The organism is Rhodobacter sp. CZR27 (genome assembly GCF_002407205.1).
Taxonomy (GTDB): Bacteria; Pseudomonadota; Alphaproteobacteria; order Rhodobacterales; family Rhodobacteraceae; genus Cereibacter_A.
The window spans coordinates 797,990-818,050 of record NZ_CP023548.1; the positions used below are offsets into that span (position 1 = coordinate 797,990).

21 protein-coding genes are annotated in these 20,061 nt (G+C 69.3%); 12 read left to right on the plus strand and 9 right to left on the minus strand.

What is annotated here, in order from left to right; genetic code table 11:
• Positions 1-4: 4 nt before the first annotated feature.
• The 4 genes from feoB to CK951_RS04105 all read right to left on the minus strand — a co-directional run bounded on the left by feoB (position 5) and on the right by CK951_RS04105 (position 3,649).
• Entirely contained in the window at positions 5-2,314 is a 2,310-nt protein-coding gene (gene feoB, locus CK951_RS04090) for a Fe(2+) transporter permease subunit FeoB (protein WP_096784939.1), read from the minus strand.
• A complete protein-coding gene (locus CK951_RS04095) occupies positions 2,311-2,550 on the minus strand; it encodes a ferrous iron transport protein A (RefSeq protein WP_096784940.1) in 240 nt (79 codons plus the stop codon). The genes feoB and CK951_RS04095 overlap by 4 nt, the downstream gene beginning before the upstream one ends.
• Before the next feature lie 3 nt (positions 2,551-2,553).
• Positions 2,554-2,802 (minus strand): FeoA family protein, encoded by a 249-nt coding sequence (locus tag CK951_RS04100; protein ID WP_096784941.1) that lies wholly within the window; start codon positions 2,800-2,802, stop codon positions 2,554-2,556.
• Positions 2,803-3,151: 349 nt separating this feature from the next.
• Complete coding sequence (locus CK951_RS04105; RefSeq protein ID WP_198402402.1) at positions 3,152-3,649, minus strand: ferritin-like domain-containing protein; 498 nt, start codon at positions 3,647-3,649, stop codon at positions 3,152-3,154.
• A 190-nt stretch (positions 3,650-3,839) separates the two neighbouring features.
• Between CK951_RS04105 and nadE the strand changes: the two genes are divergently transcribed.
• Entirely contained in the window at positions 3,840-5,399 is a 1,560-nt protein-coding gene (gene nadE, locus CK951_RS04110) for an NAD(+) synthase (protein ID WP_096784943.1), read from the plus strand.
• Between the two features lie 31 nt (positions 5,400-5,430).
• Here the strand turns inward: nadE and mog are convergent, their stop codons facing one another.
• Together mog and tldD are read right to left on the minus strand one after the other, a co-directional pair.
• On the minus strand, positions 5,431-5,982 hold the full coding sequence (gene mog / locus CK951_RS04115) for a molybdopterin adenylyltransferase (protein WP_096784944.1): 552 nt from the start codon (positions 5,980-5,982) through the stop codon (positions 5,431-5,433).
• Positions 5,983-6,136: 154 nt separating this feature from the next.
• Positions 6,137-7,558: a metalloprotease TldD gene (tldD, locus tag CK951_RS04120; protein ID WP_096784945.1), complete on the minus strand. Its 1,422-nt coding sequence runs from the start codon at positions 7,556-7,558 to the stop codon at positions 6,137-6,139.
• Positions 7,559-7,726: 168 nt separating this feature from the next.
• Between tldD and coxB the strand changes: the two genes are divergently transcribed.
• The 11 genes from coxB (at position 7,727) to CK951_RS04175 (ending at position 17,669) form a co-directional block, all read left to right on the plus strand.
• Positions 7,727-8,632: a cytochrome c oxidase subunit II gene (gene coxB / locus CK951_RS04125; protein ID WP_096784946.1), complete on the plus strand. Its 906-nt coding sequence runs from the start codon at positions 7,727-7,729 to the stop codon at positions 8,630-8,632.
• Positions 8,633-8,702: 70 nt separating this feature from the next.
• Positions 8,703-9,635 (plus strand): heme o synthase, encoded by a 933-nt coding sequence (cyoE, locus tag CK951_RS04130; RefSeq protein WP_096784947.1) that lies wholly within the window; start codon positions 8,703-8,705, stop codon positions 9,633-9,635.
• 1 nt (position 9,636) lies between these two features.
• Positions 9,637-9,813, plus strand: a complete 177-nt coding sequence (locus CK951_RS04135; RefSeq protein WP_096784948.1) for a hypothetical protein — start codon at positions 9,637-9,639, stop codon at positions 9,811-9,813.
• Positions 9,810-10,385, plus strand: a complete 576-nt coding sequence (locus tag CK951_RS04140) for a cytochrome c oxidase assembly protein (protein WP_096784949.1) — start codon at positions 9,810-9,812, stop codon at positions 10,383-10,385. The genes CK951_RS04135 and CK951_RS04140 overlap by 4 nt, the downstream gene beginning before the upstream one ends.
• Before the next feature lie 24 nt (positions 10,386-10,409).
• The gene (locus CK951_RS04145; RefSeq protein ID WP_096784950.1) at positions 10,410-11,210 is read left to right on the plus strand and encodes a cytochrome c oxidase subunit 3; all 801 of its coding nucleotides are present in this window, start codon (positions 10,410-10,412) and stop codon (positions 11,208-11,210) included.
• 102 nt (positions 11,211-11,312) lie between these two features.
• Positions 11,313-11,984 (plus strand): SURF1 family protein, encoded by a 672-nt coding sequence (locus CK951_RS04150; RefSeq protein ID WP_096784951.1) that lies wholly within the window; start codon positions 11,313-11,315, stop codon positions 11,982-11,984.
• A gap of 11 nt (positions 11,985-11,995) precedes the next feature.
• Positions 11,996-13,381: a threonine synthase gene (thrC, locus tag CK951_RS04155; protein WP_096787157.1), complete on the plus strand. Its 1,386-nt coding sequence runs from the start codon at positions 11,996-11,998 to the stop codon at positions 13,379-13,381.
• Positions 13,378-14,637: a pitrilysin family protein gene (locus CK951_RS04160; RefSeq protein WP_096784952.1), complete on the plus strand. Its 1,260-nt coding sequence runs from the start codon at positions 13,378-13,380 to the stop codon at positions 14,635-14,637. Before thrC ends, CK951_RS04160 begins: the two co-directional genes overlap by 4 nt.
• Complete coding sequence (locus tag CK951_RS04165; RefSeq protein ID WP_096784953.1) at positions 14,637-15,221, plus strand: GNAT family N-acetyltransferase; 585 nt, start codon at positions 14,637-14,639, stop codon at positions 15,219-15,221. Before CK951_RS04160 ends, CK951_RS04165 begins: the two co-directional genes overlap by 1 nt.
• A gap of 168 nt (positions 15,222-15,389) precedes the next feature.
• Complete coding sequence (locus CK951_RS04170; RefSeq protein WP_096784954.1) at positions 15,390-16,190, plus strand: MBL fold metallo-hydrolase; 801 nt, start codon at positions 15,390-15,392, stop codon at positions 16,188-16,190.
• A 66-nt stretch (positions 16,191-16,256) separates the two neighbouring features.
• Positions 16,257-17,669: an FAD-binding oxidoreductase gene (locus CK951_RS04175; RefSeq protein ID WP_096784955.1), complete on the plus strand. Its 1,413-nt coding sequence runs from the start codon at positions 16,257-16,259 to the stop codon at positions 17,667-17,669.
• A gap of 209 nt (positions 17,670-17,878) precedes the next feature.
• Here CK951_RS04175 and CK951_RS04180 read toward each other — a convergent pair whose 3' ends face one another.
• The 3 genes from CK951_RS04180 to CK951_RS04190 form a co-directional block, all read right to left on the minus strand.
• Complete coding sequence (locus tag CK951_RS04180) at positions 17,879-18,415, minus strand: adenine phosphoribosyltransferase (RefSeq protein WP_096784956.1); 537 nt, start codon at positions 18,413-18,415, stop codon at positions 17,879-17,881.
• 4 nt (positions 18,416-18,419) lie between these two features.
• Complete coding sequence (locus CK951_RS04185) at positions 18,420-19,292, minus strand: S-methyl-5'-thioadenosine phosphorylase (protein ID WP_096784957.1); 873 nt, start codon at positions 19,290-19,292, stop codon at positions 18,420-18,422.
• Between the two features lie 177 nt (positions 19,293-19,469).
• Positions 19,470-20,054, minus strand: coding sequence for a flavin reductase family protein (locus CK951_RS04190; RefSeq protein ID WP_096784958.1), 585 nt, complete (start codon positions 20,052-20,054; stop codon positions 19,470-19,472).
• Positions 20,055-20,061: the final 7 nt, after the last annotated feature.

Here is a 20,061-nt window from a genome sequence, read left to right on the forward strand (position 1 = left end):
GACCTCAGATCCCCGCCGCGACGGGCCGGGCTGGGCCGCCGCGGCCAATGCGCCGCATGACGAGGATGGCCGCTCCGAACGCAGCCAGCACGGCCGCGATCCAGAGCGCCGAGGACGCGGGATGCCGCGCGAGCGTGGCCGCCTGATAGAAGATCACCGCGGACCCCCAGCCCATCATCAGCGTCCAGAGCGTCACGAAGCCCGTCCAGCCCGGCCCAGCCTCGCGCCAGATGGCCGCGATGGCGGCCGAGCAGGGCACGTAAAGCAGCACCATCAGCAGATAGGCGAAGGCGCCGGCCTGCCCGTCGAACAGCGCCCGCATCGCGCCGAATGTGCCGGCCTCCACCGCAAGCTCCTCGGCCGCCGCTTCGGCCGAGGATACGTCGCCGATGTCGATCCCGATCGGATCGGCAAGGGTGCCGGCCAGTGCGCCGAGGTTCTCGCCCACCGAGGCCGCGGCGGCGGACAGGCCCGCCATCAGGTCGAAGGGCTCTTCCCCGGCGTCGGTGCCTTCCTCGGCGATGCCGGTGTAAAGCGCGTTCAGCGTGCCCACCACCGCCTCCTTGGCGAGGATGCCGGTGAAGACACCGACCGTCGCGGGCCAGTTCTCCTCGCGAATGCCCATCGGCTCGAACACCGGGACGATCACGCGGCCGATCTCGGACAGCATCGAGTTGTTGGTGTCCTCGTTGCCGAAGCTGCCGTCGCGACCCCAGGAGTTCAGGAAGGCCAGCACCACGACCACGGCGACGATCACCCGGCCGGCGCGGATCACGAAGGCCTTCAGCCGCTCCCATGTCCGGATCAGCACGCCCTTCAGCGTCGGCAGGTGGTAGGGCGGCAGTTCCATCACGAAGGGCGAGGTGGCGCCCGGCAGCAGCGTGTTCTTCAGCACGAGGCCGGTGAACACCGCCGCCAGCACCCCGATCAGGTAGAGCAGGAACACGAGGTTCTGCCCGCCGGTCGGAAAGAAGGCGGCGGCGAACAGCGCATAGACCGGCAGGCGCGCGCCGCAGGACATGAAGGGCGCCATGGCGATGGTCATGGTGCGGTCGCGCTGGTTCTCTAGCGTGCGCGTCGCCATCACGGCGGGCACGTTGCAGCCGAAGCCCACGATCAGCGGCACGAAGCTTTTGCCCGGCAGGCCGATCAGCCGCATGAAGCGGTCCATCACGAAGGCCGCCCGCGCCATGTAGCCCGAATCCTCGAGCACCGACAGGAACAGGAACAGGCAGGCGATCACCGGGATGAAGGTGGCCACCGTCTGCAGGCCGCCCCCCACGCCCGAGGCGAGAAGCGTCGTCAGCCAGTCGGGGCTGCCGATCCGCCCCAGCAGTTCGCCCATCCCGTCGACGAAGAGCGTGCCGGCGGCGATGTCGAAGAAGTCGATGAAGGCGCTGCCCACGTTGATCGTGAACATGAACATCAGATACATCACGCCGAGGAAGATCGGGATGCCCGCGAGCCGGTTCAGCACCACCCGGTCGATGCGGTCCGACACCGTCCGCCCGAGTTCCGCCGTGCGCCGGATCGAATGCGAGGTGATCTCGGCCACCGCATCGTAGCGGCCGCAGGCGATGGCCGTGTCGGCCTCGTAGCCCAGTGCCTCCTCGAGCGCGTGCCGGATCGGCGCGACCCGTTCTGCCAGCGCGGGGATGCGCTTCAGCAGCGTGTCGCCGCCCTCGAGCATCTCCAGTGCCAGCCAGCGCGGGGCGCGGGTCTCGCCCGCGGCCTCGATCAGCGGCAGCAGCTCGGCCACCGCCTGCTCGATCTCGGGGACGTATTGCACCGGCTGCGCGGGCGACACGTCGGTCTCCACGGCGCGGGCAACCTCGGCCTTCAGCGCGTCGATGCCCTTTTCGGACGCGGCGACGATCGGCACCACCGGGCATCCCAGCCGCTGCGACAGCGCCGCAAGGTCGACCTCGACCCCGTGCGAAGCGGCAATGTCCATCATGTTGAGGGCGACCACCACCGGCACGCCCATCTCCATGATCTGCAGCGTGAGGTAGAGGTTCCGCTCGGCGTTGGAGGCGTCGACGATGTTGACGATCAGCCTTGCCTCGCCGGACAGGGCATAGTCGCGGGCGATGCGCTCGTCGGTCGAGACGGCGTGGCCCGACCCCAGCGAATAGGTGCCCGGCAGGTCCACCAGCTCGTAGGCGAGGCCCCCGTGGCGGAACTCGCCCACCTTCTTCTCCACCGTCACGCCGGGCCAGTTGCCGACCATCTGGCGCGTGCCGGTCAGCGCGTTGAAGAGGGTGGTCTTGCCGCAGTTCGGGTTGCCCAGCAGCGCGACGGTTCGGGCACTCATGCCGCTGTCTCCTCGATCGAGAGCGCCTCGGCCTCGGCCTTGCGCAGCGAAAGCTGATAGCCGCGGACCTCGATCACCACCGGATCGCCCAGCGGCGCCACGCGGATGACCCGCAGCGCGGTGCCGGGGGTGAGGCCCATCGAAAGCAGCTTCTGACGGTAGGCGGCGCCGCCGGGGGCGTAGCCGGTGACGCGCGCCGACCTGCCCGCGGACATGTCCTTGAGGGTGAGGGTCATGGTCTAGCCGCCGATGACCGGGGTCACGAAGATCTTGCGCGACATTTCCTGCCCGAGGGCGAGGCGCGACTTGCCGATCGCCACGATCAGCGGGCCGCAGCCGCAGCCGCGCACCACCTCGATCTCGCCGCCGACGAAGATCCCCATCTCGGTCAGGCGCTTCTGCATCTCGCGGCAGCCGGCCAGGCCGGTCACCGCCATCCGCGCGTTCTCCTGTGCCAATGCCAGCGGCATCTGCCTCGCGTTCATCATCGCCTCGGTCTCCTTCCGCGCCGGGGCGCCTGCCGCGGTGCCCGTCATACAGTGGTTTACGGTTTTAATAAGGATTGGCGACTGAGGCACCTTGACGCGGATCAAACAGGGCCGCCCGCAGGCGGCCGTGATGCGGGAAAATCGCGGGCCGCGGCGCAAGTTTGGGCGCTATGCCTTCTTTTTGATCGAGGTGTCGTGGGGATGGCCGCCATGGCGCGCGGCGACGCACCCGCGGTGCCCGGCAGGGGCCTCGCGCCGCGACAGCCCCCGGCATCGCCGCGCGAGAAAGCAAAGCGCGCCGCCCGGGGGCGACGCGCTTGAAGGGATGCCGAGCTTCCGGCGCTTCGGCTTATTCGGCCGCGACCGCGGTCTGGTTGACCTCGCTCTCCGCGAGGTCGCTCAGGAGGGTGTCGGTCTTGCGCTCCTCCTCGAGCGTCTCGGCCAGGATGCCGGCGGCCTCGTCCATTCCGAGAAGCTTCGCCCAGGCGACGAGCGTGCCGTAGCGCGCGATCTCGTAGTGCTCCACAGCCTGCGCCGCGGCCAGCAGCGCCGCATCGAGGGCGGGGCTGTCCTTGTACTCGTCCATCACCTCGGAGCCTTCCTCGATGATGCCGTCGATCGCCGGGCAGGTCTTGCCCTGCGGCCGCTTGCCGAGAAGCTCGAACACCTTCTCGAGCCGCTCCTTCTGGGTCTCGGTCTCGTCGCGGTGGGTCTTGAAGGCCTGCCGGAGCTGCTCGGACTGCGCGGCCCGCGCCATCTTCGGCAGCGCCTTCAGGATCTGCCGCTCGGCGTAGTAGATGTCCCTCATCGCGTCGTGGAAGGCCCCGTCGAGTTCCTTGGTCTTCATGTCGCTCTCCTTGCACATCTGTAGGTAGAACCTGCGCCGGCCATGGCGGTTCCGATAAAATCCGGCCGCGGCCCGAGCGGCCGTTCCCGGCCCGCGGTGCGCGGCCGGGTCCGGCGGCGGCCGTTTCCATCTGCGGAACATTCGAGGTCACCTTCGGTTCCGTGACGCAACACACAGGAGGGCGGGCGCCATGGGACACGCGGACGGGGCGAAGGTGGATGAAGCGATTCCCGGCGGAACCGGCGGCCTTGTGGACGAGATCCTCGACCTTTCGCGCCAGCGCCAGGCCGGGCCGCTGTCGCCGTGGTTCGCGGACCGGCTGCGGCAGCAGGTCGGGTCCGGGCAGTTCCTGTCCCCCGACCGGCTCGCCGCAGTGGGGCGCCGGCTGGTGCAGGATCTTGCGGGCTACCGCGAACAGGCCGATGTCTCGACCGCGGTGATCGGGATGTCGGGCGGCGTCGATTCGGCGCTGACCGCGGCGCTGCTGAAGCAGGCGGGCTGGAGGGTGATCGGACTTACCCTGCCCATCGAACAGGACCCGTCCGAGACGGATCGCGGCGTGGAGACCTGCGCCGCGCTGGGGCTCGAGCATCTGCACCTCGACCTGTCCGAAGCCTATCGCGCGATGCTCGACCATCTGGACCGGCTCGACCCGGCGCTGGGCGCCGAGGACGACACCGCGCACCGGACAAGACGCGGCAACATCCGGGCGCGGCTGCGGATGGTCACGCTTTACGATCAGGCACACCGCTTCGGCGGGCTGGTCGCCAGCACCGACAACTTCTCGGAGCTAAGTGCCGGCTTCTGGACCCTGCACGGCGACGTGGGCGATCTCGCACCGGTGCAGGCGCTGCTGAAGTCGTGGGAGGTGCCGTGGATGGCGCGCGCCCATGGCGTGCCGGAGCGGACGTGGCGGGCGATGCCGACCGACGGCCTCGGGATCGGCGCGGGAGACGAGGCCCAGATCGGCGCGACCTATCTGGAATGGGACATCACGCAGTTCGCGCTGGTCGAGGCGCTGCGCGACGATCCCGGGGCCACGCTGCAGCATCTGGTCTTCGTGCTGGGGATGGACGAGGACCGTCATGCGCAGCTGGTGCTCGGCACGGTGCTGGCGCGGATGCGGGCGACCTGGCACAAGCGCGTGAACCCGATCCGGCTCGACCATCCGCAGGCCGACCGCTATGGCCCGCTCGAGGCGCTGGAGCGGCGGCTGTTCCATCCCACCGTCCTGCGCTCCGACCCGCCGATGACCGGCTTTTCTGTGGAGCTTCAGGACCTTGCCGCACATCTGGTGCGGGCGCTGAAGGCGCAGGACCGCCGGCTCGTCACGGCCGAGTCCTGCACCGCGGGCCTGCTCGCGGCCTGCGTCTCGGGCGTGCCGGGATGCTCGGACACGCTGGAAGGGGCGTTCGTCGTCTATCGCCCCAGCATGAAGATCGCCGCGCTGGGCGTGCCCGAGGCGCTGATCGCCGAATGCACCGTCTATCACCCCGACGTGGCGAAACGCATGGCCGAGGGTGCGCTTGCCGCGGCCCCCGAGGCCGACCTTGCGATTGCCGTGACAGGCGTCGCGGGGCCGGGCGAGGATCAGGGCCATCCACCCGGCCATGTCTGCCTTGCCGCCGCGCTCAGGGGGCGCGAGACCCGCGTGACGCGCCACCTCTTTCCCGGAACGCCCGCGCAGGTGCTGTCGCGCACGGTGGACCGCGCGCTGCGCGAGGGGCTGGCCGCGCTTCAGGAAGCGTGACGCGGCGCAGCCGGCAGGTCGATCCGCGGGATCAGTCCGGCTGGCGGAGGTAGTCCGGCAGTTGCGGGGCGGCCTGACGCGCGGCGCCCCAGCGGTCCGAGACCGTCATGCGGCCGGCGCCGATCAGATCGAGGCATTTCGGGATCGCGGCGAAGATCGCCTGCAGCGACAGGGTGATCGAGGCCGGCTGCCCCGGAAGGTTCACGATCAGCGACCGGCCCCGGATGCCGGCCGTCTGCCGCGACAGGATCGCGGTGGGCGTCTGTTGCAGGCCGGTCAGCCGCAGCAGTTCGCCGAAGCCGGGCAGTTCCTTCTCGATCACCGCGGCCATCGCCTCGGGCGTCAGGTCACGCGGCGAGGGGCCGGTGCCGCCGGTGGTGAAGACCAGCGCCGCGCCCTCGCGGTCGCAGAGGTCGATCAGCGTATCGCGCACCGACTCGATGCCGTCCGGCACGATGCGGCGGAGGATCTCGTAGGGCGAGGTCACCGCGCTTGCCAGCCAATCGGCGATGGCGGGGCCGCTCAGATCCTCGTAGTCGCCGCGGCTGGCGCGATCGGATGCGGTGACGATGGCGATCTTCAACTCGGGGCCTCCCTGACTGCCGGCGCCCCAGTGTGACGCCCCGGCGTGACGGGCGGAAGCCCCCTTCGCCCGCCGGTCCCGCAAGGGCCGGCGGGGCGCCCGCCGGGCGGGACTGTTCAAAGGGGACGAAAACGGGGCAGGTCGTCGCGATCCGTCAGGCCTTGCTGCCGCCCACGGTCAGCCCGCCGATCATCAGCGTGGGCTGGCCCACGCCGACCGGCACCCACTGCCCCTGCTTGCCGCAGTTGCCGATGCCGGGATCAAGCTTCATGTCGTTGCCGATCGCCCGGATCTGGCGCAGTGCGGTCGCGCCGTCGCCGATCAGGGTGGCGCCCTTCACCGGGGCGCCGATCCGGCCGTTCTCCACCCGGTAGGCCTCGGTGCAGGAGAAGACGAACTTGCCGTTGGTGATGTCCACCTGCCCGCCGCCGAAGCCCACAGCATAGATCCCGTCCTTCAGCTCCGCCACGATGTCGGCGGGATCGGCGTCGCCGCCCAGCATGTAGGTGTTGGTCATCCGCGGCATGGGGATATGGGCATAGCCCTCGCGCCGGCCGTTGCCGGTCGAGGCGGTTCCCATCAGCCGGGCGTTCTGCCGGTCCTGCATGTAGCCCACGAGGATGCCGTCCTCGATCAGCACGGTCCGGCCCGAGGGTGTGCCCTCGTCATCGACCGAGATGGAGCCGCGCCGGTCGGGGATCGTGCCGTCGTCCAGCACCGTCACGCCGGGCGCGGCGATGCGCTCGCCCATCAGCCCGGCAAAGGCCGAGGTCTTCTTGCGGTTGAAGTCGGCCTCCAGCCCGTGGCCGATGGCCTCGTGCAGCAGGATCCCCGGCCAGCCCGCGCCGAGTACCACATCCATCATCCCTGCCGGCGCGGGCACCGCCTGAAGGTTCACCGTGGCGATCCGCACCGCCTCGCGCGCGGCCTGCTGCCACCAGTCGGGCGTCATCAGCCGGGCGAGGCCATACCGGCCGCCGCCGCCAAAGCTGCCGGATTCGCGGCGCCCGTTCTCCTCGACGATGACCGACACGTTCATCCGCACCATCGGGCGCACGTCGGCAAGGCGCTGCCCCTCGGGGCGCAGGATCTCGACCTCCTGGATGCCCGCACCCACCGTGGCCGAGACCTGGATCACGCGGGGATCGAGCGAGCGCGCGAAGGCGTCGATCTCGCGCAGCAGGTCGATCTTCACCGGGAAGGCCGCGTCCGTCATCGGATCGGCATCGGAATAGAGCCGGCGGTTCGTGCCCTGCGGTGGCGCGGCCATCACGCCGCCGCCGTCGCCCACCGCGAGTCGGGCCGTCTCGCTGGCCCGGCGCAGCGCCCGCTCGGAGATTTCGGTGGAATGCGCATAGCCGGCCACCTCGCCGACCACGGCCCGCAGGCCGAACCCCTCGGAGGCGTCATAGCTCGCCGTCTTGACCCGGCCGTCGTCCAGCACGAGCGACTCGGACCGCGTTCGTTCAAGGAAAAGCTCGCCATCCTCGGCCCCGCGCGTGGCCTCGCGCAGGATTGCAAGCGCCGCGGCCTCGTCCAGATGCGTCTCGAAGGGGCGGAAGGCCGGATCGGTCATGGATTCTGTCCTTGATTCAGATCAAATGATGACACAGTGACGCATCGTTTTCCTTGTCGTCGTGAAACCAATATGGTCACACTGGGTTCAGGAACAACGGGAAACTGCCCGGTTTCCGGGCGGCGGAGAGGCGGCAGGACGGCCCGCGGCAGCCAACGGGATCTGAACATGAGAAAATCCACGACCTTGACCGGATCGGCCGTGCTGGCATCCGGGGCACTCTGGGCTGGCGTGGCGTCCGCGCAGCAGACGCTGGAGATCATCGGCAAACCGCGACAGGGCGAGATCGGCTTCCAGCCGGCCGGCGGGCCGCTCGCCGCGCAGATCCACTGGCTGGACAATTTCATCCTGGTCATCATCGCGGCCATCACCCTTCTCGTGACGGTGCTGATCCTCTATGCCGCCTGGCGCTTCCACGAGCGGCGCAACAGCGTGCCGGCGCGCTTCACCCACAACCCGCCGCTCGAGATCGCCTGGACGGTGGTGCCGATCATAATCCTCGTCGCGATCGGCTCGTTCTCGCTGCCGGCGCTGTTCAGCCAGCAGGAGATCCCCGAGGCCGACGTGACGGTGAAGGTCACCGGCTACCAATGGTACTGGGGCTATGAATACCCCGACGAGGATGTGGCCTTCGAAAGCTACATGATCGGCTCGCCCGCGACGGGTGGCGACAACCGCCTGACGCCCGAGGTCGAGGCGCAGCTGACCGCCGCGGGCTACAGCCGCGACGAGTTCCTGCTGGCAACCGACACGGCGATGGTCGTGCCGGTGAACAAGACCGTGGTGGTGCAGGTGACGGGGGCGGACGTGATCCATGCGTGGACCATCCCCGCCTTCGGCGTGAAGCAGGATGCGGTGCCGGGCCGTCTTGCCCAGCTCTGGTTCCGGGCCGAGCGCGAGGGGGTCTATTTCGGCCAGTGTTCCGAACTTTGCGGGATCGCCCATGCCTACATGCCGATCACCGTTAAGGTCGTCTCGGACGAGGCCTATGCCGCCTGGCTCGATCAGGCGCGCGGCGGCACCTACGAGCTCTCGGCGCTGCCGCCCGCCGCGCAGCCGGTGGCGGTCGAATGACCGCCGGAACGCGCCGTCACCGGGAAGCGTTCCGACCGTGGCCCGTCCAGGGGCCGAGGGGGAGGGCCGAATGACCGACGTCCGCATCACGGAATTCCCGCAGGAGGCCGGCTTCGGCGACTATGTCGCGCTGCTGAAGCCGCGGGTCATGTCCCTCGTGGTCTTCACCGCGCTGGTGGGGCTGCTGGTCGCGCCGGTCGCGGTGCATCCGATGGTCGCGGTGACCGGCATCCTGTTCATCGCGCTGGGGGCAGGGGCCTCGGGGGCGCTGAACATGTGGTGGGATGCCGACATCGACGCCGTGATGAAGCGCACCCGCAACCGGCCCGTGCCCACGGGCAAGGTCGCGCCGGGCGAGGCGCTGGGGATCGGCCTCGCACTGTCGGGGATTGCGGTGGTCATGCTGGGCCTTGCGGCGAACCTGCTGTCCGCGGGCCTGCTCGCCTTCACCATCTTCTTCTATGCCGTCGTCTATTCCATGTGGCTGAAGCGCTCGACCCCGCAGAACATCGTGATCGGCGGGGCGGCCGGGGCCTTCCCGCCAATGATCGGCTGGGCGGTGGCAACCGGCGGCGTCTCGGTCGAGTCGCTCTTCATGTTCGCGCTGATCTTCATGTGGACGCCGCCGCATTTCTGGTCGCTCGCGCTGTTCATGAAGTCGGACTATGCCGATGCCGGGGTGCCCATGCTGACGGTTACCCACGGCCGGCGGGTCACGCGGGCGCACGTGCTGGCCTATACGCTGCTTCTGGCGCCGCTCGCCGTGGCGGGGGCCGCGACCGGGATCGGCGGACCGCTTTACCTTGCGGTCTCGCTGGCGCTGAACGGCTGGTTCCTTGTCGGTGCGATCCGGATCTGGCGCCGCGACGAGGCCGCGGCCGAGGCCGACCGCTACCGGGTGGAGAAGGGCTTCTTCCGCTTCTCGCTCTACTATCTGTTCCTGCATTTCGGCGCGATCCTCGCCGAGGCCGCGCTGAAGCCCCATGGGTTGGGAGGCTGGTGACATGACCATCCGCGCCGAGCATGAAATCCACCGCCGCCGCTTCGGCCGCAACCTCGGCGTCGGGCTGACGCTCGCCGCCTTCATCCTCGTGGTCTTCGGCCTGACCGTGGCCAAGGTCTCGCAACTGGGCGAACAGGGCGCCTTCGCCCATGCGCCGCCCGGGGCGCTCCGGCCATGAGGCTGAGCGCGCAGCAGAAGACGGCCGGCCTGCTCGCGGCACTGGTGGCGGTGATGGGCGCGGCCTCGTTCGCCGCGGTCCCGTTCTACGACTGGTTCTGCCGCGTCACGGGCTTCGGAGGGGCGACGACGGTCGCCACGCAAGCGCCTGCCGAGCCGCTCGAGCGCACCATCCGCATCCGCTTCGATGCCTCGCGCGCGGCCGGGATGCCGTGGGAGTTCCGCCCGCTCCAGCGCGAGATGGAGGTGAAGATCGGCGCCACCGGCCTTGCCTTCTACGAGGCGGTCAACCCGACCTCGCGCACCATCGCGGGCACCGCGAGCTACAACGTGACGCCCGACGCGGCGGGCGGCCATTTCGCCAAGATCGAGTGCTTCTGCTTCACCGAGCAGGTGCTCGGCCCCGGCGAGCGGGTCGAGATGCCGGTCAGCTTCTATGTCGATCCGGCCATCGTGGACGACCCCGACGGAAGCGGCATCCGCCGGATCACGCTGTCCTACACCTTCCACGAGACCGCCCTGACCGAGGAGCAGGCCGCGCTGGCCCGACGCTCCGACACCGACCTGAACTGAACCGGACGCCAGCGGGGGGAGATCATGGCCCACACCAAGAACCACGACTATCACATCCTACCGCCTTCGATCTGGCCGCTGATGGCCGCGGCCGGGGCCTTCGTCATGCTGTTCGGTGCCGTGCTCTGGATGCATGGCTCGGGGCCGTGGATGGGGCTGATCGGGCTGGTCGTCGTGCTCTACACCATGTTCGGCTGGTGGGCCGACGTGGTGACCGAAAGCATCGAGGGCGACCACACGCCCGTCGTCCGGCTGGGGCTGCGCTGGGGCTTCATCCTGTTCATCATGTCCGAGGTGATGTTCTTCTCGGCCTGGTTCTGGAGCTTCTTCAAGCACGCGCTCTATCCCATGGGACCCGAGAGCCCGGCGATCGACGGCGTCTTCCCGCCCGAGGGCATCATCACCTTCGACCCCTGGCACCTGCCGCTGATCAACACGCTGATCCTGCTCTGCTCGGGCTGCGCAGCAACCTGGGCGCACCATGCGCTGGTGCACGAGAACAACCGGCGCGACCTGCAATGGGGCCTCGTGCTGGCGATCGGGCTGGGTGTGCTGTTCACCGTCTTCCAGGCCTATGAATACAGCCACGCGGCCTTCGGCTTCGCCGGCAACATCTACGGCGCGAACTTCTTCATGGCGACCGGCTTCCACGGCTTCCACGTGATCATCGGCACGATCTTCCTGCTGGTCTGCCTGATCCGGGTGCGGATGGGCCATTTCACGCCCGAGAAGCATGTGGGCTTCGAGGCGGCGATCTGGTACTGGCACTTCGTCGATGTCGTCTGGCTGTTCCTCTTCGCCTCGATCTACGTTTGGGGCCGGTAGGCGCGGCCTGCGCGACGGCATGCGACATTGACCCCCGACGCGGGGACATTCCAAAAGGCGCGTGCCACCGGGCGCGCGCTTTTCTCATGACGGGAACACCGGATGATCCGCCGCATGATCCTGCCCCTGCTGTTCGGCCTGATCGGCGCCGCGATCCTGATTGCGCTCGGCGTCTGGCAGGTGCAGCGCCTGACGTGGAAAGAGGGCATCCTTGCCGATATCGAGGCCCGCGTCGTGGCCCCGCCGGTCCAGCTGCCCGAGGCGCCAGACCCGGCGCGTGACCGCTACCTGCCGGTCACCGTGGCGGGCCGCTTCACCGGAGAGCACATCGACGTGCTGACCACCCGCAAGGATCGCGGCGCGGGCTTCCGCATCATCTCGGCCTTCGAGACCGACGAGGGCCGCCGCATCCTGGTCGACCGCGGCTTCCTGCCGGACCGGGACAGGGGCCAGACGCGCCGCGTGGTGGGCGCCGGCATGACCGGAAACCTGCACTGGCCCGACGAGGTGGACAGCTTCACGCCGCGGCCCGATCCCGTCTCGGGCATCTGGTTCGCCCGCGACCTGCCCCAGATGGCGGCCGCGCTGGGGACCGAAGCGGTTCTGGTCGTGGCGGCAACGCCCACAGGCGACGGGATCGAGCCGTGGCCGGTCGGCACCGAGGGCATCCCGAACGACCACCTCGGCTATGCGGTGACATGGTTTTCGCTTGCCGCGATATGGCTGGGGATGACAGGGCTTCTGCTCTGGCGTATCAGGCGACGGACGGAATGAAGGCAGCTATGATGAACTATATCTCGACTCGTGGTGCGGCTCCTGTTCTCGGCTTCGGCGAGGCGATGCTTACCGGGCTCGCCCGGGACGGCGGCCTTTATGTGCCCGAGAGCGTGCCCGTCATGACCGCGGACGAGATCGCCGCCCTTGCCGGTCTGCCCTATGAGGAGGTCGCCTTCCGCGTCATGCGCCCCTTCGTGGGCCGGGCCTTCGATGACGCCGAGTTCCGCACCCTGATCGCTGCGGCCTATGCGAGCTTCGGCCATGCCGCCCGCGCGCCGCTGGTGCAGCTGGGGCCAAACCACTTCCTGCTCGAGCTGTTCCACGGGCCGACGCTGGCCTTCAAGGACTTCGCCATGCAGCTGATCGGCCAGCTGTTCCAGGCGGCGCTGGCGAAAAGCGGCCAGCGCATCACCATCGTCGGCGCGACCTCCGGCGACACCGGCTCCGCCGCAATCGAGGCGTTCCGGGGGCTGTCCAACGTCGACGTCTTCATCCTGTTCCCGCACGGCCGGGTGTCCGAGGTGCAGCGCCGCCAGATGACCACGCCGGCCGAGGCGAACGTCCATGCGCTGGCGCTGGATGGCGATTTCGACGACTGCCAGGCGCGGCTGAAGGACATGTTCAACGACTTCGCCTTCCGCGATGCGGTGGGGCTCGCGGGCGTGAACTCGATCAACTGGGCGCGGGTGCTGGCGCAGGTGGTCTATTACTTCACCTCTGCCGTGAGCCTTGGCGCGCCGCACCGCGAGGTGAGCTTCACCGTTCCCACCGGCAACTTCGGCGATATCTTCGCGGGCTACATCGCGAAACGCATGGGACTGCCGATCAGACGCCTCGTGGTGGCCACGAACCAGAACGACATCCTGCACCGGGCGCTTGCCTCGGGCGATTATGCGACGCATGGCGTCGTGCCCTCGATCAGCCCGTCGATGGACATTCAGGTCTCCTCGAACTTCGAGCGCGCGCTGTTCGACGCCTATGGTCGCGACGGCGCGGCGGTGGCGGCGCTGATGGAGGAGTTGAAGCAGGGCGGTTTCCGCATCTCTCAGAACGCGCTCGGTGCGCTGCGCGACACCTTCACCTCGGGCCGCTGCTCCGAGGAGGAGACGCTGGCCACCATCCGCGCCACCCATGCCGCGACGGGCGAGGTGCTCTGCCCGCATTCCGCCGTGGGCGTGAAGGTCGCGCAGGAAAACCTCGGGCCCGAGCCGATGATCACGCTGGCGACCGCCCATCCGGCGAAATTCCCCGATGCGGTGGAAAAGGCCACGGGCGAGCGCCCGGCGCTGCCCGCCCGCATGGCCGACCTCTTCGACCGGCCCGAGCGGGTGACCCGCGTGCCCAATGACCTTGCCGCCCTCGAAACCCTCATCCGCGAAAGGACCGGGCGTTGACCGTTCTTCTCGACACGCTTCCCAACGGCTTCCGCGTCGTGACCGAGCACATGCCGGGGCTGCATTCGGCCTCGATCGGCATCTGGATCACCGCGGGCGGCCGACACGAGCGGGCGGAGCAGAACGGCATCGCGCATTTCCTCGAGCACATGGCGTTCAAGGGCACGAAGACCCGCACCGCCCTGCAGATCGCGGAAGAGATCGAAGACGTCGGCGGCTACATCAACGCCTATACCTCGCGCGAGATGACGGCCTATTACGCCCGCGTGCTGGAAGCCGACACGCGCCTTGCGCTCGACGTGATCGCCGACATCGTGCTGAACCCGGTCTTCGATCCGAAGGAGATCGAGATCGAGCGCCATGTGATCCTGCAGGAGATCGGCCAGTCGCTCGACACGCCCGACGACATCATCTTCGACTGGCTGCAGGAGGCTTCCTATCCCGGCCAGTCCTTCGGCCGCACCATCCTCGGCCCCGAGGAGCGGGTCTCGACCTTCTCGCGCGAGGATCTGACCGGCTTCGTGGGCGAGCACTACGGCCCCGACCACATGATCCTCGCCGCCGCAGGGGGCGTGGATCACCAGAAGATCCTCGCGCAGGCGCAGGCGCTGTTCGGGCACCTGAAGCCGGTCGGGCGTCGCCCCGTCCAGCCGGCCTCCTTCCTCGGCGGCGAACGGCGCGAGTTGAAGACGCTGGAGCAGGTCCATTTCGCCATGGCCTTCGAGGCGCCGAGCTACCGCGCGCCCGACGTCTATACCGCGCAGGTCTATGCGATGGCGCTGGGCGGCGGCATGTCCTCGCGCCTGTTCCAGAAGGTGCGCGAGGAGCGCGGCCTCTGCTACTCGATCTTCGCCCAGTCGGGCGCCTACGAGGACACCGGGCAGATCACGATCTACGCCGGCACCTCGGGCGAGGAGGTGGCGGACCTCGCGGGGCTGACCATCGAGGAACTCAAGCGCTCGACCGAGGACATGTCCGAGGCCGAGGTCGCCCGCGCGCGCGCCCAGCTGAAGGCCGGCCTGCTGATGGGGCTGGAAAGCCCCTCCAGCCGCGCCGAGCGTCTGGCGCGGCTGCTGGCGATCTGGGGTCGCGTGCCGGGGCTCGACGAGGCGATCGAGAAGATCGACTCGGTCACCGTGCAGGGCGTGCGCGCCTATGCCGGGCAGATGGCACAGGCGCGGGCGGCGCTGGCGCTCTATGGTCCGGCCGAAGCGGCGCCCGCGCTCGAAACGATCCGCGAGCGGCTGGCCGCCTGATGCTCGGACTGCGCCGGAAGGTCCGGATCGAGACCGAGCGGATGACGCTGCGGTTGCCTGCCCATTCCGACTGGCGCGACTGGGCGGCACTCCGGGCGGACAGTGCGACCTTCCTCACCCCGTGGGAGCCGGTGTGGTCCTCGGACCACCTGTCGCGCAAGGCCTTCACCAACCGCGTCTACTGGGCCGCACGGGCCGAGACGCAAGGGACGGCGCTGCCGCTGCTGCTGATCCGGCGCGAGGATCGCGCGCTTCTGGGCGCCATCACGCTCGACAACATCCGGCGCGGGCCGGCGCAGTCGGGAACGCTCGGCTACTGGGTTGGCCATGCCCATGCCCGACAGGGCTTCATGCGCGAGGCGATCCAGGCCGTCGTCCACCACGCCTTCACCGTGATGGACCTGAGCCGGATCGAGGCCGCCTGCCTGCCCGAGAACGCGGCCTCGCGCGGGGTGCTGGAGAAATGCGGCTTCAAATACGAGGGCGTGGCGCAGAGCTACCTGCAGATCGCCGGCCGCTGGCGCAACCACGTGCTCTATTCCAACCTGCGCAACGACCGGCGCGGTAGGACCGACGTGGGCTGACCGCCCGGGCCGGCCGTTCGCCGCCGCATCGAAGCCGCCACCGGGCCACCCGCCGCCACCCGAAGATCCGGGGCTGACCCGCTCGCCGGGGTCCTCCCTTCTGACGCATCTTTGATGCGGCCCGGCGCGGCCTGCCTGCTACGATCCCTTCCGCAGGAGGTGCCGCCGATGATCCGACCCGCCCTCGCGAGCCTCGCCCTCGCCCTTCCCGCCGCCGCGCAGGAGCGCACGCCAAGCCATTGCATCGCGCTGGCGCAGGGACCGGAGGTCATGACACCCGCGGCCTTCGGCGATCCGCTGGCCGAGGATCGCGTGCGCATCCGCTACGTCCACCACGCCACCTTCCTGATCGAGACGCCCGGCGGCCTCGTCGCTGCCACGGACTATACCGGGCTGCTCGGCCAGCGCGACGTGGTGCCGGACGTCGCCACCATGAACAACGCCCATTCCACGCACTGGACGGACCTGCCGGACCCGCGCATTCCCCACCTGCTGCCCGGCTGGAAGGACGGCGGCCGCGCCGAGCATCATCTGGATCTGGGCGAGATGCTGGTGCGGAACGTGCCGACGGACGTGCGCTCGCGCTGGGGCGAGGGCGCGCGCAAGGATGGCAACTCGATCTTCGTCTTCGAGGTGGCCGGGCTCTGCATCGGCCACCTCGGCCACCTGCACCACGAGCCGGATGCCGCGCAATATGCCGCGCTCGGGCGGCTCGACGTGCTGATGGTGCCGGTCGACGGCGGCTACACCGTGAACCTCGAGACGATGCAAAATGTGGTGCGGCGGCTGCGCTCGTCGGTGGTTCTGCCGATGCACTGGTTCTCGGGGGCGTCGCTGGAGGAGTTCCTGTCCAACATGAGCGCCGAATTCGAGGTGGTCCGGCTGGAGGGTCCCGAACTGGAGCTGTCGCTGTCCAGCCTTCCGCGCCGGCCGACGATCATGGTGCTCGACCCCCAGTGGGTGGACTGACCCCGCCGCGCGGGTCCGGGTGGACGGACATGGGTTTCCGGGGCTAAGCAGGCGCCGGAGGTGCCTATGCTGAACCCCGCCGACGATGCCTTTCTTTCCGACCTCGCCGGCCGTGTGCCGGACGGAACGCTGATCGCGCCCGAACCGCGCCACCTGACCGAGCCTCGGGGCCGCCACCACGGACGGGCGGGGGCGGTGGCCCTGCCGCGTAGCACCGATGAGGTGTCCACCATCGTCCGCGCCTGCGCCGAGGCGCGGGTCGGGATCGTGCCGCTGGGCGGCGGCACCGGACTCGTCGGCGGGCAGGTGATGACGCAGGGTCCGCTGCCGCTCCTGATCTCGCTGGAACGGATGGACCGGCTGCGCGGGATCTTCCCGGCCGAGAACGTGATCCTCGTTGAGGCGGGGATGATCCTTGCCGAGGTGCAGGCCGCGGCCGAGGCCGAGGGGCGGATGTTCCCGCTCTGGCTTGCCTCGGAAGGGTCGTGCCGGATCGGCGGCAACCTGGCCTGCAATGCCGGCGGCACGGCGGTCCTGCGCTACGGCAATGCACGTGACCTCTGCCTCGGGCTCGAGGCGGTGCTGCCGGACGGGTCGGTGTTCCACGGGCTGAAACGGCTCAGGAAGGACAATACCGGCTATGACCTGCGGAACCTGCTGATCGGGTCCGAGGGCACGCTGGGCATCATTACTGCCGCGAGCCTGAAGCTGGTGCGTCCTCCGGCCGCCGAGGGTGCCGCGCTCATGGCGGTGCGCGATCCGGCCGCGGCACTGGAGCTGCTCGGCCGCGCACAGCGCCGGCTGGGGCCGCTGGTGACGGGGTTCGAGCTGATGCACCGGACGGGCCTCGACTTCCTCGCCGAGACGCTGCCCGAGCTGCGCCAGCCCTTCGCCGTGCCGCCGGAATGGCTGGTTCTGGTCGATCTGGGCCTGACCGAGGGGATGAGTCCTGCGGCCGAACTGGAGGCCCTGTTCGCCGAGGGGCTGGAGGCCGGGCTGGTCTCGGACGGGCTGGTGGCGCAGTCCGAGGCGCAGCGGGCCGCGTTCTGGGCGATCCGCGAGACCATCCCCGAGGCGAACCGCCGGATCGGCTCGATCGCGAGCCACGACATCGCCCTGCCGCTGGGCGAGATCGCGGGCTTCATCGAGACGGCGCGGGCGGCGCTGACCCGGCTTGCCGACGTGCGGATCAACTGCTTCGGCCATCTCGGCGACGGCAACCTGCATCTCAACATCTTCCCCGCCCGGGGCCGCAGCCGCGCGGAGTATGATCCCCTGCGCGGCGCGATCAGCCAGACGGTGCACGAACTGGTTCACCGGGCCGATGGCTCGATCAGCGCCGAGCATGGCATCGGCCGGCTGAAGGTCGCCGAACTGGAGCGTTATGGCGACCCCGCCAAGCTCGCCGCGATGCGCGCGATCAAGCGCGCGCTTGATCCGCTGGGCATCATGAATCCCGGCGCCGTGCTGCGCGCCTGACGGGGTGGCGGATGCGATGGCCAGACAGGCATTTGCGAGCCGATGACGCTGACCGGGGTCGGCGCCCGGATGCGGGCCCCGATGGGCCACCCACGAAAAGGCCCCGCCGGGGTGGCCGGCGGGGCGGGCTGGGGTTGAAGGTCACGTCATGCAAGCAGCGACCGGCGCACCCGGTAGATCCGTTCTAGCGCGATTCCGCTAACGGAGGGTTAAAGTCCCTCGAAGGCGCAGAGGGCGTGGACCTCCATGCCCAGCCCCTCCAACCGCTTGCGGCCGCCGAGGTCGGGCAGGTCCACGACGAAGGCGCAGCCGACGACCTGGCCGCCAAGCTGCTCGATCAGCCGGATGCCGGCCTCGGCCGTCCCGCCGGTCGCCAGCAGGTCATCGACCAGAAGGACCTTCTCGCCCGCCTGGATGGCGTCGTCATGCACCTCGACCACCGCCTCGCCGTATTCGAGCTTGTAGCTTTGCGAGATCGTGGCACCCGGCAGCTTGCCCTTCTTGCGGATCGGCACGAAGCCTGTGGAAAGCTGGTGCGCGACCGCGCCGCCGAGGATGAAGCCGCGCGCCTCGAGACCCGCCACCTTGTCGAACTGCTGCCCGGCATAGGGGGCCAGCAGCTGGTCGATCGCGATGCGGAAGCCGCGCGGATCGGCGAAAAGCGTGGTCACGTCGCGGAACAGGATCCCCTCGTGCGGGAAGTCCACGATGGTGCGGATGTAATCCCTGACGGATTTGTTCGTCATCGTTTCAGCCCTTCAGCACGCGGCCCGCGACCGCATCGAGTTTCGCCAGAAGTTCGGGGTCCCGCTTTGCCGGCGCCGTCATGATGGCGTATTCCAGCGCCCGGTCGCAGCCATGCGGGCAGGGCGCGCGATCGGCTCCCAGCCGCTTCGGCAGCCCGGCCACGAGGCTGCGCGCATGGCCGGCATTGGCGCCCAGCGTGGCAATGATCGCGTTGATGTCCACCTCGTCGTGGTGCGGGTGCCAGCAGTCGTAGTCGGTCACCATCGCAACCGAGGCATAGCAAAGCTCGGCCTCGCGGGCGAGCTTGGCCTCGGGCATGTTGGTCATGCCGATGACGTGGCAGCCCCAGCTCTTGTAAAGGAGCGATTCCGCCAGCGTCGAGAACTGCGGCCCCTCCATGCAGAGGTAGGTTCCGCCCTCGTGCACCTTCACGCCGGTCGCGCGGGCCGAGTCGGCGACATGCGCCGACAGCCGCGGGCAGGTCGGCTTGCCAAGTGCCACATGGGCGACGCAGCCGGTGCCGAAGAACGACTTCTCGCGCGCGAAGCTGCGGTCGATGAACTGGTCGACGATCACGAAGTCGCCCGGCGCCATCTCCTCGCGCAGCGAGCCGCAGGCCGAGACCGAGACCACGTCGGTCACGCCCAGCCGCTTCAGCGCGTCGATGTTGGCGCGGTAGGGGACGGAGGTCGGGCTGTGGACGTGTCCGCGTCCGTGCCGCGGCAGGAAGGCCATCGGCACGCCGTCGAGCCGGCCCACGAGGATCTCGTCGGACGGATCGCCCCAAGGTGTGGCGACCTTCGTCCAAACGGCGTCCTCGAGCCCGTCGATCTCGTAGACCCCCGAGCCGCCGATCACCCCGATCATGGTCTGCATTGCTGTCCCCGGTATCATTGACCGGCGCGACAGTAGGGGCGCCGCGCGCGCGAGAAAAGCACGAAGGCCGCCCGGCGGGGTGCGATAAATCGCCGTTGCCATTCACGAAGCGCGAATGGCGCGGGCCGATGCGGAGGTGGCGGTCTTTCCCCTCTGCGCCTGCCGAAGCGGTGACCCTCACCCCTCGCCGGGGCGGGCGAGTTCCATGACTTCGCGCACCACGGCATAGTCGCGGTAGCCGAGCCGCGCCATCGGGCGGAACCGCGTCACGTCGAACCGGCCCGCGACGAGGCAATCGTCGCGCAGATGCACACCGGTCACCTCGCCGAGGATCAGGTGGTTGTCGCGGCCCAGAAGCTCGACCACCTGCGTCACGCGGCATTCGAGCGACGCGGGCGCGCCCTCGACGCGCGGGCAGGGGATCGTCCGGCACTCGGCCTTGGGAACGCCGGCCGCCTCGAATTCGTCCACCCCGCGCGGAAAGGCGGCCGAGGTTGCGTTCATGACGGCCAGCGCGGCTTCCTCGACGATGTTCACGCAGAACACCCCGCTCGCCCGCAGGGCGGCAAGGCTGTCCTTCGCGCCGGTCGAGGCGAACATCACCTGCGGCGGCACATAGGCCACCGCATTGAAGAACGAATAGGGCGCGAGATTGTCGCCATCCGGTCCGCGGGTCGAGATCCAGCCGATGGGCCGGGGCGTCACGATGGCGTTGAACGGGTTGTGCGGCAGTCCGTGGCCGTCGTCGGGGCGGTAGAACATGACGGGT

What these genes read in the sequence shown, in the direction of transcription:
- CK951_RS04175 (WP_096784955.1), top strand. Translation starts at nt 16,257, where the DNA reads ATGCTGAACCCCGCCGACGATGCCTTTCTTTCCGACCTCGCCGGCCGT.
- CK951_RS04185 (WP_096784957.1), bottom strand. Translation starts at nt 19,292, where the DNA reads ATGCAGACCATGATCGGGGTGATCGGCGGCTCGGGGGTCTACGAGATC.
- feoB (WP_096784939.1), bottom strand. Translation starts at nt 2,314, where the DNA reads ATGAGTGCCCGAACCGTCGCGCTGCTGGGCAACCCGAACTGCGGCAAG.
- CK951_RS04135 (WP_096784948.1), top strand. Translation starts at nt 9,637, where the DNA reads ATGACCATCCGCGCCGAGCATGAAATCCACCGCCGCCGCTTCGGCCGC.
- CK951_RS04095 (WP_096784940.1), bottom strand. Translation starts at nt 2,550, where the DNA reads ATGACCCTCACCCTCAAGGACATGTCCGCGGGCAGGTCGGCGCGCGTC.
- CK951_RS04100 (WP_096784941.1), bottom strand. Translation starts at nt 2,802, where the DNA reads ATGATGAACGCGAGGCAGATGCCGCTGGCATTGGCACAGGAGAACGCG.
- cyoE (WP_096784947.1), top strand. Translation starts at nt 8,703, where the DNA reads ATGACCGACGTCCGCATCACGGAATTCCCGCAGGAGGCCGGCTTCGGC.
- CK951_RS04165 (WP_096784953.1), top strand. Translation starts at nt 14,637, where the DNA reads ATGCTCGGACTGCGCCGGAAGGTCCGGATCGAGACCGAGCGGATGACG.
- nadE (WP_096784943.1), top strand. Translation starts at nt 3,840, where the DNA reads ATGGGACACGCGGACGGGGCGAAGGTGGATGAAGCGATTCCCGGCGGA.
- CK951_RS04140 (WP_096784949.1), top strand. Translation starts at nt 9,810, where the DNA reads ATGAGGCTGAGCGCGCAGCAGAAGACGGCCGGCCTGCTCGCGGCACTG.
- CK951_RS04150 (WP_096784951.1), top strand. Translation starts at nt 11,313, where the DNA reads ATGATCCGCCGCATGATCCTGCCCCTGCTGTTCGGCCTGATCGGCGCC.
- CK951_RS04105 (WP_198402402.1), bottom strand. Translation starts at nt 3,649, where the DNA reads ATGAAGACCAAGGAACTCGACGGGGCCTTCCACGACGCGATGAGGGAC.
- CK951_RS04170 (WP_096784954.1), top strand. Translation starts at nt 15,390, where the DNA reads ATGATCCGACCCGCCCTCGCGAGCCTCGCCCTCGCCCTTCCCGCCGCC.
- tldD (WP_096784945.1), bottom strand. Translation starts at nt 7,558, where the DNA reads ATGACCGATCCGGCCTTCCGCCCCTTCGAGACGCATCTGGACGAGGCC.
- CK951_RS04190 (WP_096784958.1), bottom strand. Translation starts at nt 20,054, where the DNA reads ATGTTCTACCGCCCCGACGACGGCCACGGACTGCCGCACAACCCGTTC.
- coxB (WP_096784946.1), top strand. Translation starts at nt 7,727, where the DNA reads ATGAGAAAATCCACGACCTTGACCGGATCGGCCGTGCTGGCATCCGGG.
- CK951_RS04145 (WP_096784950.1), top strand. Translation starts at nt 10,410, where the DNA reads ATGGCCCACACCAAGAACCACGACTATCACATCCTACCGCCTTCGATC.
- CK951_RS04180 (WP_096784956.1), bottom strand. Translation starts at nt 18,415, where the DNA reads ATGACGAACAAATCCGTCAGGGATTACATCCGCACCATCGTGGACTTC.
- thrC (WP_096787157.1), top strand. Translation starts at nt 11,996, where the DNA reads ATGAACTATATCTCGACTCGTGGTGCGGCTCCTGTTCTCGGCTTCGGC.